The following is a 12,502-nucleotide window of genomic DNA, read 5'->3' as shown; positions in this document are numbered from 1 at the left end:
GCCGCGTCGCCTTCGGCTCCTCGCAATGACGACGTTTGGCTAAAGGCTCTTCGCCGCTTCCATCGCGAGCGCCACCGAATGCTTCCGCGCGTCATGGTCGTACATCGATGAAGCCACGACCACCTCGTCGACCCCGGTGCGCCCGACAAAGGCCTTCAGCCCGTCGCGGACATCGTCGACCGTGCCGACCGCAGAGCATTGCAGCACATGGTCGAGGATCGCGCGCGCATTGGGCGGCAGGCTGTCCTTGTACCCCGCGAGCGGCGGTTTCATCTTGCCGGGATTGCCGGTGCGCAGCGCGACAAAGGCCTGTTGCTGCGACGAGGCGAGCAGTTCGGCCTCTTCGCGCGTGTCGGCGGCGAAGACGTTGAACGCCGCGGCGGCATAGGGTTCGGACAATTGCGCCGACGGCTTGAACTGCCGCCGATAGATATCGAGCGCCTCGTCGAGCGCATCGGGGGCGAAATGGCTGGCGAAGGCATAAGGCAGCCCGAGCATCGCCGCGAGCTGCGCGCCGAACAGGCTCGACCCCAGGACCCAGATCGGGATGTGGGTCCCCTCGCCCGGCACCGCGCGGATGCCGAGCCGCTCGTCGCCGGCAAGGAAGGCCTGTAGTTCGACGACGTCCTGCGGAAACTGCCGCTCGTCGCTCGCGAGGTTGCGGCGCAGCGCCCGCGCGACGACTCCGTCCGACCCCGGCGCGCGGCCGAGGCCAAGGTCGATACGACCGGGAAACAGCGCCTCCAGCGTGCCGAATTGCTCGGCGATCACCATCGGTGCATGGTTCGGCAGCATGATCCCCGCCGACCCGATCCGGATGCTCGACGTTGCCTGCCCGATATGCGCGAGCACCACCGCGGTCGCGGCGCTCGCGATCCCCTGCATGCCGTGATGTTCGGCAACCCAATAACGGCCATAGCCGAGCGTTTCGGCATGTCGGGCGAGATCGGCCGCGTTGGCCAGCGATTGAGCGATCGTCCCGGTGTCGGTGACGGGCACAAGATCGAGCAGGGAGAGTTTCAGCATGAAACTGGATATGCGGATGGCACGACCGCCGTTCAACCTCTCTTCGTCATTGCGAGCGAAGCGAAGCAATCCAGGGCGGTTTACGCAGGCTCTGGATTGCCGCGTCGCCTTCGGCTCCTCGCAATGACGATGTTTTGGAACTTAGGCCCGCTCATCCTTCGGCGAACCCATCAGCACATAGGTGGTGATCGCATTCACCTGCGGCAGTATGCCCAGCACCTCCGTGTGGAAATGCTTGTACGCAGCGAGGTCGGCCGCCTCAACGCGCAGGATATATTCGATCGCGCCGGTGATGTTGTGGCACTCGCGGACCTCGGGCGCTTCGGCCATCGCGGCTTCAAAATCTTCCTGCGCCTGTTTGGTGTGCGTCGACAGCCCGACGGTAACATAGGCCATGAAGCTGTAACCGACCTTCGCCGGGTCGATGCGCGCCCGATAGCCCCTGATCACGCCGCTGCGTTCGAGTTCCTGCACCCGGCGCAAGCAGGCCGACGGCGACAGCCCAACCCGCTCGGCAAGTTCGAGGTTCGAGATTCGCCCGTCGCGCGACAGTTCGCGCAATATATTGCGGCCAATGGCGTCTATATTACTCATAGATTGCATAATCTATCCCAAAACCGCCCATCTTTGCAACCACCAGCGACGCAAGCCGCATTATATTGCGCATATGGATCAGACCACCCTCGCCGCCCTCTCCGCCTTCGCGCTCGTCTCGTCGATCACGCCGGGTCCTAACAACATGATGCTGATGGCGTCGGGCGCCAATTTCGGTCTGCGCCGCACCGTGCCGCACGCGCTCGGCGTCGGCTTCGGCTTCACGCTGATGATCGTCCTCGTCGGCGTCGGGCTGATGGGCCTGTTCGACCTCTTCCCCATTCTCAATACCGTCCTCAAGATCGTCAGCATCGCCTATTTGCTCTGGCTCGCGTGGAAGATCGCCAATGCCGCCGCACCGACCACCGACGGCAATGCGCGCGGCAAGCCGATGACCTTCGTCCAGGCGATGCTGTTCCAGTGGGTCAATCCCAAGGCGTGGACGATGGCGCTGTCGGCGATCGCACTCTATGCCCCCGACCGCAATGTCGTCGCGGTGCTGCTCGTCGCGATCGTCTTCGGCATCGTCAACCTGCCCTCGACGAGCATCTGGGCGGTGATGGGACAGGCGCTGCGCGGCTGGCTGTCGAGTCCGGCGCGACTTCGCGCCTTCAACTGGACGATGGCGGCGCTGCTCGTCGGATCGCTTGCGCTTCTGATTTGACGGCTTAATGCACGGCGCGACCTCCCCTCGCGACCGGAGAAGAGAAGCATGCAAAGCCGCCGCCTTGGCAAAAGCGCCATCCATGTGTCCGACATCTGCATGGGGACAATGACCTTCGGCAGCCAGACCGACGAGGGCGAAGCGTTCCGCATCCTCGACCGCTGCTTCGACGAGGGCATCAACTTCTACGACACCGCCGAGGGCTATCCGGTGCCGCCCGATACCAAATGGGTCGGCCGCACGGAAGAAATCGTCGGGCGCTGGCTGAAGACCAAGCCGCGCGACGCGATCATCCTCGCCACGAAAGTCTCCGGGCCGAGCCATGTCTGGTTCAAGTCGCCCTGCCGCAACGGCATGACCGCGCTCGACCGCAAGAATATCATGCAGGCGATCGACGACAGCCTGACGCGGCTGCAGACCGACTATGTCGACCTCTACCAAACGCACTGGCCCGACCACGACGCGCCCTATGACGAGATGATGGACGCGCTCGACGAGTTGGTCCGCGTCGGCAAGGTTCGCATCCTCGGCTGCTCGAACGAGACAAGCTGGGGGCTGATGAAGTCGCTCGCGGCGTCCGAACGGCTCGGCGTCCATCGCTACCACACGATCCAGAATAATTTCAGCCTCAACAACCGCCGCTTCGAGGACGAACTCAAGCAGGTATGCCGGCAGGAAGGCGTCAGCCTGATCCCATACTCGCCGCTCGCCGGTGGGGTGTTGTCGGGCAAATATCAGGGCGGCGCGACCCCTGAGGGCGCGCGCTTCTCGCGCTACCTGAAGATGGAAGGGCGGCAGGCGGTGATGGGCCGCCGCTTCGTCAACGACAAGAGCCTCGCCGCGACCGAGCGCTATCTGAAGATCGCCGAGGAGGCCGGGCTGCACCCTGTGACCATGGCGACCGCCTGGTCGAAGCAGCATGACTTCGTCGCCTCGACGATCGTCGGGGTCAGCGCCTATGACCAGGTCGACCCGATCCTCGCCGCGAAGGATCTGGTGCTGAGCGACGATGTGATGGCGGCGCTGCACCAGGTCAGCCGCGACATCCTTTACCCGATGGGGTGAGCGCCTTGCGTCGCGGAGGACCTTTGCTATCCTGACCGGGTCACCCCGAAAGGAAACCGCATGTCCCCCGCCCGCCGCACCCTGTTCGCCTTCGCCGCCTTTGCCGGCATCATCGGAACCGCACACGCCGCCAATCCGACGATGTTCCGCGACGCCGGCTGCGGCTGCTGTCTCAAATGGCTCGAACTGGTGAAGACCTCGTTCGGGGCGAAGGTGACCGTGGTCAATGCGGCCGACATGGATGCGGTCAAAGACAAGCAGGGCGTGCCCGCGGCGCTGCGCAGTTGCCACACTGTTCTCGTTGGCGGCTATGTCATCGAGGGCCATGTGCCCGCGAAGGAAATCGCCCGGCTGCTCAAGGAAAAGCCCAAGGGCGTCAAGGGCCTGGCGGTCGCGGGTATGCCGACCGGATCGCCCGGCATGGAATATCGCAATATCCGCGAAGCCTATAAGGTGATGACCTTCGGCCCCGGCGGCCAGCGCGTCTATGCGAGCTATGCGGCGAGCGGCGGCTGAGTTCACCCGCCTGCCCTAATCCCATTCGCATCGAGCGAAGTCGAGATGCCCATCGTTGATTCACGCCCTCGGGGTGTCTCGACTTCGCTCGACACGAACGGGAAATCAGGCGGGCTTTAACTCGGCCTTGAACAGCTGCAGCATCCGCCCCCACGCCTTTTCCGCCGCCGCCTCGTTATAGGCGCGGCCGTCGGGCGGGCACCAGCCGTGCATCGCACCGGCATAGACCTCGACCTCGTGCCACTGCGGGCGCGGCTTGAGCACCTCGGCCAGCAAGACCTTCTCGTTCGGGCTTTCTTTGTCGTCATTGTCGGCGATCGCGAAGAGATAACCGGCATTGGTGCCGTCGATCAGCAGATGCGGGCTGTCGGGCTTGTCGGTGGCGACCCCGCCGCCGTGGAAGCTCGCCGCCGCGCCGACGCGATTGGGGCTGAGCGCGGCGGTATAGATCGTCATCGCGCCGCCCATGCAATAGCCGGTGGTGCCGATCCGCCGCTTGGTGTCGACTTCCTTCTGCGCATCGAGGAAGGCGAGATGCGCGGTCGCGTCGGTGGTAACGAGCGTCTTGTTAAGCTGCTTCAGATAGCCGAACAATTTCTCGCGCACCTCGGGGACGTTGAAGTCGTTGGCAGCATCGACGACCGGCGATTTCTGCCAGCGGTAGAAGGGGTTGATCGTCAGCACCGCATAGCCCTCGCCCGCCAGCCGGTCGGCCATCTGGCGAAAGGCGGGGCGCAAGCCGCGGATGTCGGGCCACACCAGCACGGCGGGATGCTTGCCCTCGGCGGGCGCGACGAAATAGGCGTCGCAGGTGCCGTCGGCGGTCTTGATCTCGACATCGCGGCCCTTGACCGGCTGGCCCGCCAGCGCGCGCGCGGGCAGCGCCGCCATCAGCGCCCCGGCGCCCGCGAGCGCGGTAAAGCTGCGCCGCCCGACGGGCAGCCCGGCGCGGTCGAGGTCGGCTTCGGTTTCTTGGGTGCACATGGCGTCTCTCCTTGGGGGGATTTTCGAAAGCGGCGGAAAACTGCCGAACTTTATAGTGGATTCACGTCGCCGGCCATCGTTCCCCGGCGCAGGCCGGGGTCCAGACAGATCGGCGCGCGCTCCACGACATGGACCCCGGCCTGCTCCGGGAAACAGCGAACGACTCGCCTTCGAAAAACGGCGCAAAACTGCGCAACTTCATTCGCGATTGACGTTTCGACGGGCGATCGGGGCACTGCATGATCGCAGGCTAATCTGGCGATGTTTTTTAGGACAGCGCTTTTTGCATCCAATCCTCCCTGTGGCGCAGCCATGGGGAGGTGGCAGCGCGAAGCGCTGACGGAGGGGCCGACGCCGTCAGGCGTCGTGTAAGGTTTCGGCCCCTCCACCACCGCTTCGCGGCGGTCCCCCTCCCCATCGCTACGCGACAGGGAGGATCAACCCGAATGTGTCGTCAACATTATGGACCGCTGAGCTCCTTTTCAGGGTCTCAGCGCCGCCCCTCCAGATCCTTGATGATGTCCGGGGCCGCAAGGTCTCGCGACACCTTGTCCAGAACCGGGTCGAAGTTGTCGGCACGGCCATATTGGCGCCCGTCCGCCGCCGCCTCGGTTTCCTCCCAGCGGGCACCGCCGCGCACCGGCGCATCGTCGAGCGCGTCGCGCGCCATCTGCTGCACCTTCTTCATCCGCCGCCACAGCCAGGCCGGCCAGACGACGAGCGCGCCGAACAGCATCAACGGCCACAGGATATTCCACATAGGCCTTCCCCCTCGGCAAATCGTCAGCCAGCGATGCTAATCTCTTCAAAGGTAAAGGCAAGCCGGTGCACGCCGACCTCGCGCAGCATCGCGCCATGCGCGGCGCGATCGACGATATGACCCGCGCCGCAGAAACCGACGACGGTCATCCCCGCGGCCAGCGCCGACCGCGCGCCGGTCGGCGAATCCTCGACCGCCAGGCACTTCGCCGGATCGACACCGAGCCCCTTGGCGGCGGCGAGATAGATGTCAGGGTGGGGCTTACCACGGTCCCATCCGTCGGCGCTGTAGACATGCTCCCCGAAATGATGGCCGAGCCCGAACAGCTCGAGCGCCCAGCCGATATATTCGGCGCGGCTCGACGAGGCGATCGCGCGTGGCGTCGTGCCCAGCGTGTCGAGGAACGCAGCGGCGCCGGGGACGGCGTCGAAGCCCTCCATGAAGCGCGCCCGCGCCCGCTCACGGTGCCGCTCGCGGAAATCGGCGGGCAGCGGCCGCCCAAAGCGGGCCTCGATCCGCCGCTGCGTCTCCTGCCAATTATGGCCGTAATAATCGCGCAAACTCTCGTCATAGGTCGTCGGCATGCCGACCGCGGTCAGGCTCTCGGACAGCGACATATTCGCGCGCACTTCGCTGTCGGCGATGACGCCGTCGAAGTCGAAGATGATGGCGGCGGGGGTCATAAGCGCGCGTCCTGTTTATGCGAATGCAACTTGTCGGGCCTAGAGGCCATGGCAACAGGAGACGCAATCATGAAGTTCATCGAGCTCAAATCGCGCGGCGGTAATTATCTGCTCGTCGCGGAAAATGTCGCCTGGCTGCGCGACTATGAGAACGGCCAGACGCAGGTCGGCATGGTCGGCGGCGCGCCGCTGCTGATCGTCGGCAAGATGGAGGATATCGCGGCGTCGATTCTGGAGCAGGCTAATAAGGCGGAGTGACTTCTACTAAGATGATCTGTTCGAAGCCTTGGCGCGAACTATACGCCCATATCTCTTTGCGGCCTTCCTCTCTTCGCCGTGTGCCTTGAGGGTCAAGGCCGCCTCTTCGCCGTCAGGTTCGGTGCGGTGCGTATCGATGACATGCCAACCGCCGCAATTTTCATCCGGGCACCCGCACGTGACGGCCCTAACCGGGTGCCGGCTTAGCCCTTCCCGCTTTTGAAGCGAATTCGTTCGATCAGCGCTTCGCACCAAATCGGCGATCGCCCTCCGCCCGAGAAATTTCTTCGTCATGGCTCCGATCCCTCTGACGGACAGCGCATTTACTACTCCACCGTCACCGACTTAGCCAAATTCCGCGGCTGGTCCACATCGGTCCCCTTCGCCACGGCCACATGATACGCCAGCAACTGCACCGGCACCGCATACACCAGCGGCGCGATCAGCGGGTGGACCTTGGGCATTTCGATCGTCGCCATGCAGCCGTCGCCGGCTTCGGCGAGGCCCTCGGCGTCGCTGATCAGCACGATCTTGCCGCCGCGCGCCATGACTTCCTGCATGTTGCTGACGGTCTTTTCGAACAAGGGGCCGCTCGGCGCGAGGACGATCACCGGGACCGCTTCGTCGATCAGCGCTATCGGGCCGTGCTTCATTTCGCCCGAGGCATAGCCTTCGGCGTGGATATAGCTGATTTCCTTGAGCTTGAGCGCGCCTTCCATCGCGAGCGGATAGTCGGGGCCGCGGCCGAGGTAGAGCACGTCGCGCGCCGGGGCGACGAGGTGCGCCATCGCGGCGATTTCCTCGTCGTGGCTCAGCGCGGCGTTGAGCGCGGCAGGAGCTTCTATCAGGTGGCGGACGATATCGCGTTCCTCGGCAGCGCTGAGCTTGCCCTTCTTGAGCGCGAGGTGCGCGGCGAGCGCGGCGAGTACCGCGAGCTGGCAGGTGAAGGCTTTCGTTGACGCAACGCCGATTTCGGGACCCGCGTGGGTCGGGAGCAGCAAGTCGGCCTCGCGCGCCATGCTGCTGGTGGGCACATTGACGACGACCGCGATCGTCTGCCCGTTCGCCTTGCAGTGGCGCAGCGCCGCGAGCGTGTCGGCGGTCTCGCCCGATTGCGAGATGAAGAGCGCAAGCCCGCCGGGTTGCAGCACCGGGTCGCGGTATCGGAATTCCGACGCGACATCGATGTCGACCGGCACGCGTGCGAATTGCTCGAACCAATATTTGGCGACCATGCCGGCATAGAAGCTGGTGCCGCAGGCGACGATGGTGATGCGGTCGATCGCCGACAGGTCGAAATCCATCTGCGGCAGCGCGACGGTCTGTTCGAGCGGGCGGATGTAGGAGGAGAGCGTCTGCGCGACGACGGTCGGCTGCTCGAAAATCTCCTTTTGCATGAAGTGGCGATAATTGCCCTTCTCGATCGTCGCCGCGGTGACCCCCGAGGTGGTGATTTCGCGGGTCACGGGATTGTTCGCGCTGTCGAATATCTGCGCGCCCTCTCGCGTGATGACGACCCAGTCGCCTTCCTCGAGATAGGCGATTTTCTGGGTCAGCGGCGCAAGGGCAAGGGCATCGGAGCCGAGATAGGTCTCACCCTCGCCATAACCGACGACCAGCGGCGAGCCGAGCCGCGCGCCGATCAGCAGATCGGGATGCTGGCGAAAGGCGATGGCGAGCGCGAAGGCACCGCGCAGCTGCGGGAGGACCGCCTGCACAGCTTCCTGTGGAGATTTGCCCGCCTCGACCTGTTCGCTGACGAGATGCGCGACGACCTCGGTATCGGTCTCGCTCTCGAAGGTCCGGCCGCGCGCCTGCAGCGCCTCGCGCAGCGGCTTGAAATTCTCGATGATGCCATTGTGGACCAGCGCGACCTCGCCCGTCGCATGCGGATGCGCGTTGCTCGTCGTCGGCGCGCCGTGGGTCGCCCAGCGCGTGTGCGCGATGCCGACGAGGCCCGGCGCGGGGTTGCCCGCAAGCTCCTTGACGAGATTGCCGAGCTTGCCCTCGGCGCGGCGGCGGACGAGCTGGCCGCCCTCGACGGTACAGACACCCGCCGAATCATAACCGCGATACTCCATGCGCCTGAGGCCATCGACGAGGCGATCGGCGACCTGGTCCTTGCCGACAATTCCGATAATTCCGCACATGTGGGTCTGGCTTTCGTTTAGAGCGTGTAGGGAACGCGAATACCCGGCATCGCTGCCGGAAACACCTTGATATTGCGTGTAACAAGAATGCGGCCGCTAATTTGTGCGGTCGCGAGCACGAGCGCGTCGCAGAGCGTCAGCCCCTTGCGCTCGGCGCGGAGCGCGGCGGCGCGGCGCGCGACCGCATCGCCGACCTCCTCGACCGCGAAACAGCCGAGGAACGCCTCGACCGCCTTCACCGATACGGGGTCGGCGGCGGTCATCACCTCGGTCCAGCTGATCCGGCTGACGCTCTTGCGCCCGGCGCGGCGGATCTCGCTGCGCGCGGCCTCGACGCCGTTGAGGGCGTCGATCAAAATGTCGCTGTCGAACTGCGCGTCGATCATTCGCGCTTGCCCCGCAGGCGCCGCTGATATTTGAGCCCGTCGCCGATATCGGCGCGCTCACGCCAGATGCCGAACGCATTGTCGATGGCGTCGCCCGAGGCGTCGGCGCGATAGGCCGCAACCGCGCGGCGGACCAGCTCGGCGCGCGAGACGCCTTGCCCGGCGGCGAGGCTATCGAGCCATTCGACGTCGGAGTCGGGAATGTCGGCGAGGAAGCGCATGGAAGATTGATATCATATCATGATATCAAATCAACCGCAGATATTGGCAAGCTTTCCACCGGTCCAAAGCATATCGACGGCGTCCGCACGGATCGCATCGGCGATGATCTCGCTGGTAGGGCGCAATATGGTAAAATGATCGCATCCTGCGCCCGCGACGAAATGAAGCTGCGGATTACCGCTGACTTCCTTCATCTCGTTGAGATCGACAATATTTCCCCGTTCGCTGCCTTCGATCACAAGGGTCGGTTTGCGAACCGACGCGAGCCAGTGGACCGGCGCGCGCAGCTTCACACCCGGCTTGTCCTTGACGTCGATCGGAAACATGTCGCCATAGAGCCGCGGATCAATGACCGGGCCGAAGGAAAAGACGGCCGCCCATTCGTCGGCATATTCGGACGCCAGCAGCACCAGCGTCCCGCCGGTGCTGTGGCCGCCCAGATAGACGCGCGCGGGGTCGATTCCCGGCTGCTGTTTCAGCCACCGCGTCGCCGCGACCAAGTCGTCGACCTCGCCGTAAAAGCCCTCGCTATGCCCCGGATTGCCGTTGAGTCCGCGCAGCGAGGGATAGAAAGTCACGACGCCGCGCTCGCGAAAAGCCGCTGCGGACTGGTCGTTTTCACGCGGCTTCGGGCTCCAGAAATCGCCGATCGCGAGATCGCCGCCGCTGACCCAGACGATCGCCGGGTGCCGCTGGCCATCATCGGGCACCGAGGTCAGATAGCCCGATATCGACCCGACCGCGCTGGGGTAATGGACGACCGACATGATCTTCGCCGGCGGCTTGGGCGCCTGGTCGCTCTGGCGCACCTCGGCCACGACCGTCGGCCTATGCCCGGCGCGCGCGCTCGCGAGGTCGACCGCAGGCTCGCTGCACGCAGCGGTGCCCGCGATCAAAAGCGCCGACGCCAGCAGTGCGACCCGACCCATAAACATCCCCCTCGCCCTCCCGTTACCGTTGCCCGAAATTCCGGTCGACATAGATCATCGCGAACTGCACCGGATCGGCCGGCGCGCTGTTCGCCTGTTCGAAGCGCGCCTTGCCATCTTCCCAGATCTTGCGGATCTGCGCGGGCAGGTCGGGGCCGAACTTCATCTGCCGCGCGACAATCTGCGGCCAGCTTCCGGTCGTGCCGAAGCTCTTGTGCAATTGCGGCTCCATCGCCTTGCAATAGGCCGCGGTCGCGTCGTCGAGATGGCCGATCGCCTGGAGCACCCAGGCATCGACATAACGCAGGAAGGGCTTGTCGGTGTAGCGGTCACTCAAATCGTTTTCTCCATCATCCATTCGTCCCGCAACAAGCCGTAGATCAGCGAATCGCGCACGCCGATATGCGTTTCCCACTCGCCGCGCAGCCGGCCTTCGCGCTGGAATCCCAGGCGTTCGAGCAACCCGATCGAGCCGGGGTTTTCGGGATCGGTGTCGGCGAAAATACGGCGCAGTTTCATATCCTCAAAACCATGATCGATCACCCGCGCCACCGCCTCGCGCGCGATACCGCTGCCCCACCGGTCGCGGCGCAGGATATAGCCGATTTCTTTCACATCGGGCTTGCCGTCGATCAGGATCACCCAGCCGAGCGCAACATCGTCGCCCGCGGTGATCGCCCAGCACAGAAAGCCCTGCCCCTCGGTCGCATTGCCTTTGACATAGGCCTCGGTCTCGGCGGGCGACGCGTGCGGCCCGCTCGACCACCAGGTCATCACCTCGGGGTCGGACAGCACCGGAAATAGCGCAGCGGCGTCGTCCTCGCGCAGCTGGCGCAGCACGAGGCGCACGGTCGTGAGGGTCGGCGCGGGCATGGCGTTATTTCTTCTCCGCCGCTTTCTTCTTCCGCATCGCATCGTGGAAGCGGTCGGCCCAATTGGGTTTGACCAGTTGCTCACCGCGGACCAGCCGCAGCTCGCCGTCGGCGACGTCGCGGGTCACCGCGCTGCCGGCGGCGACGATCGCGTCGCGGCCGATCTTCACCGGCGCGACGAGCGCGCTGTTCGATCCGATGAAGGCGTTCTCGCCGATCTCGGTCCGATATTTGAAATAGCCGTCGTAATTGCAGGTGATCGTCCCCGCGCCGATATTCGCGCCTGCGCCGACCGTCGCATCACCCAGATAGGTGAGATGGTTGGCCTTGGCGCCTTTGCCCAGCGTCGTTTTCTTCACTTCGACGAAATTGCCGACCTTCGCCTTCTCCTCCAGCACGGTGCCGGTGCGCAGCCGCGCGAAGGGGCCGACCTCGCAGCCGCTCGCGATGCTCGCACCCTCGATATGGCTGAAGCCGCGGATCGTCACATTGTCGGCGATCGTGACGCCGGGACCAAAGAAAACATGGGGCTCGATCGTCACGTCGCGGCCAAGTTCTGTATCCCAGGAGAACCAGACCGTGTCCGGCGCGCGCAGCGACGCGCCGCCCGCCATCGCCTCCTCGCGCTTGAAGTCCTGCCACTGCGCCTCGGCGGCGGCGAGTTCGGCGCGGCTGTTGATCCCGGCGACGTCGGCGGGGTCGGTCTTGACGACGGCGCAGTGCCGCCCGTCGGCGTTGGCGATGTTGACGATATCGACGAGGTAAAATTCCTTCGCCGCATTGTCGTCGGTGACGCGCGCGAGCAGCGCGAACAGATCGGCCGACCTGGCCGCCATCAGCCCCGAATTGCACAAAGTCACCGCGCGCTCGGGCTCGGTGGCGTCCTTGTGCTCGACCATCTTGGTGACGCGGTCGCCCTCCACAATCACGCGCCCATATTGCAGCGGATCGGCCGGCTCGAACGCCAGCACGACCACGGCGGGCGCGTCGGCTGCGGCGAGCCGGTCGATCATCGCCTGCATCGTCGCGGCGGGGACGAAGGGCACGTCGCCATAGAGGATCAGCACATCGCCATCGAAGCCGGTCAAGGCGCCCTCGGCCTGCTGCACGGCATGGCCGGTACCAAGCTGCGGGTCCTGCACCGCGAGGTCGGCGCTGCCGGCGAGCGCGGCTTCGAGCTGATCGGCCTTGTCGCCGACGACAACGACCTTCTTCGCGGGTCTCAGCGCATCGACGCTGGCCATCAGGTGGAGCAGCATCGGACGCCCGGCGATCGGGTGCAGCACCTTGTGCAGGTCGGACTTCATGCGGGTGCCCTTGCCCGCGGCGAGAATGACGGCAGCGATCGGATTGCTCATGGCCGCCGCCATGCCAGCAAATCATTGCGGTTTCC

General features: G+C 65.0%; 16 protein-coding genes. 4 read left to right on the top strand and 12 right to left on the bottom strand.

What is annotated here, in order from left to right:
- Positions 1-39: 39 nt before the first annotated feature.
- The gene (locus tag EEB18_RS17755) at positions 40-1,026 is read right to left on the bottom strand and encodes an LLM class flavin-dependent oxidoreductase (RefSeq protein WP_187139768.1); all 987 of its coding nucleotides are present in this window, start codon (positions 1,024-1,026) and stop codon (positions 40-42) included.
- A 141-nt stretch (positions 1,027-1,167) separates the two neighbouring features.
- Entirely contained in the window at positions 1,168-1,620 is a 453-nt protein-coding gene (locus EEB18_RS17750; RefSeq protein WP_187139767.1) for an Lrp/AsnC family transcriptional regulator, read from the bottom strand.
- A 73-nt stretch (positions 1,621-1,693) separates the two neighbouring features.
- Between EEB18_RS17750 and EEB18_RS17745 the strand changes: the two genes are divergently transcribed.
- From EEB18_RS17745 to EEB18_RS17735, 3 genes are read left to right on the top strand one after another with little or no spacing between them, the layout of a single operon-like run.
- Positions 1,694-2,284, top strand: a complete 591-nt coding sequence (locus tag EEB18_RS17745) for a LysE family translocator (protein ID WP_187139766.1) — start codon at positions 1,694-1,696, stop codon at positions 2,282-2,284.
- A gap of 48 nt (positions 2,285-2,332) precedes the next feature.
- On the top strand, positions 2,333-3,349 hold the full coding sequence (locus EEB18_RS17740) for an aldo/keto reductase (protein WP_187139765.1): 1,017 nt from the start codon (positions 2,333-2,335) through the stop codon (positions 3,347-3,349).
- Positions 3,350-3,409: 60 nt separating this feature from the next.
- Positions 3,410-3,865 carry a DUF411 domain-containing protein gene (locus EEB18_RS17735; protein ID WP_187139764.1) on the top strand — a complete coding sequence of 152 codons (456 nt, stop codon included), beginning with the start codon at positions 3,410-3,412 and terminating at the stop codon, positions 3,863-3,865.
- Positions 3,866-3,970: 105 nt separating this feature from the next.
- On the opposite strand, the gene EEB18_RS17730 is transcribed toward EEB18_RS17735, so the two are convergent.
- From EEB18_RS17730 to EEB18_RS17720, 3 genes are all read right to left on the bottom strand, one after another.
- Complete coding sequence (locus EEB18_RS17730) at positions 3,971-4,849, bottom strand: dienelactone hydrolase family protein (RefSeq protein WP_187139763.1); 879 nt, start codon at positions 4,847-4,849, stop codon at positions 3,971-3,973.
- A gap of 490 nt (positions 4,850-5,339) precedes the next feature.
- Positions 5,340-5,609, bottom strand: a complete 270-nt coding sequence (locus tag EEB18_RS17725; protein ID WP_187139762.1) for a hypothetical protein — start codon at positions 5,607-5,609, stop codon at positions 5,340-5,342.
- A gap of 23 nt (positions 5,610-5,632) precedes the next feature.
- Positions 5,633-6,292, bottom strand: a complete 660-nt coding sequence (locus EEB18_RS17720) for an HAD family hydrolase (RefSeq protein WP_187139761.1) — start codon at positions 6,290-6,292, stop codon at positions 5,633-5,635.
- Positions 6,293-6,361: 69 nt separating this feature from the next.
- Here EEB18_RS17720 and EEB18_RS17715 point away from each other — a divergent pair, with 69 nt between their 5' ends.
- Entirely contained in the window at positions 6,362-6,550 is a 189-nt protein-coding gene (locus EEB18_RS17715) for a hypothetical protein (protein ID WP_187139760.1), read from the top strand.
- A 326-nt stretch (positions 6,551-6,876) separates the two neighbouring features.
- On the opposite strand, the gene glmS is transcribed toward EEB18_RS17715, so the two are convergent.
- Genes glmS through glmU form a run of 7 tightly spaced genes read right to left on the bottom strand, consistent with a single transcriptional unit; the run spans position 6,877 to position 12,467 of the window.
- Positions 6,877-8,700, bottom strand: coding sequence for a glutamine--fructose-6-phosphate transaminase (isomerizing) (gene glmS, locus EEB18_RS17710; RefSeq protein ID WP_187139759.1), 1,824 nt, complete (start codon positions 8,698-8,700; stop codon positions 6,877-6,879).
- A 17-nt stretch (positions 8,701-8,717) separates the two neighbouring features.
- Positions 8,718-9,086, bottom strand: coding sequence for a PIN domain-containing protein (locus tag EEB18_RS17705; protein WP_056350918.1), 369 nt, complete (start codon positions 9,084-9,086; stop codon positions 8,718-8,720).
- Positions 9,083-9,307: a ribbon-helix-helix domain-containing protein gene (locus EEB18_RS17700; protein WP_187139758.1), complete on the bottom strand. Its 225-nt coding sequence runs from the start codon at positions 9,305-9,307 to the stop codon at positions 9,083-9,085. The genes EEB18_RS17705 and EEB18_RS17700 overlap by 4 nt, the downstream gene beginning before the upstream one ends.
- 30 nt (positions 9,308-9,337) lie before the next feature.
- Positions 9,338-10,237 (bottom strand): alpha/beta hydrolase family protein, encoded by a 900-nt coding sequence (locus EEB18_RS17695; RefSeq protein WP_187139757.1) that lies wholly within the window; start codon positions 10,235-10,237, stop codon positions 9,338-9,340.
- A gap of 22 nt (positions 10,238-10,259) precedes the next feature.
- A complete protein-coding gene (locus EEB18_RS17690; protein ID WP_187139756.1) occupies positions 10,260-10,574 on the bottom strand; it encodes a hypothetical protein in 315 nt (104 codons plus the stop codon).
- Positions 10,571-11,110, bottom strand: a complete 540-nt coding sequence (locus EEB18_RS17685) for a GNAT family N-acetyltransferase (protein WP_187139755.1) — start codon at positions 11,108-11,110, stop codon at positions 10,571-10,573. Before EEB18_RS17685 ends, EEB18_RS17690 begins: the two co-directional genes overlap by 4 nt.
- Before the next feature lie 4 nt (positions 11,111-11,114).
- Positions 11,115-12,467, bottom strand: a complete 1,353-nt coding sequence (glmU, locus tag EEB18_RS17680; RefSeq protein WP_262407988.1) for a bifunctional UDP-N-acetylglucosamine diphosphorylase/glucosamine-1-phosphate N-acetyltransferase GlmU — start codon at positions 12,465-12,467, stop codon at positions 11,115-11,117.
- Between the last annotated feature and the right edge of the window lie 35 nt (positions 12,468-12,502).

This window comes from Sphingopyxis sp. OPL5, from assembly GCF_003797775.2.
In the GTDB taxonomy this organism is placed as follows: Bacteria; Pseudomonadota; Alphaproteobacteria; order Sphingomonadales; family Sphingomonadaceae; genus Sphingopyxis.
The sequence above is the reverse complement of the archived record's forward strand: the minus strand, read 5'-3'. Positions and strand labels throughout refer to the sequence as shown.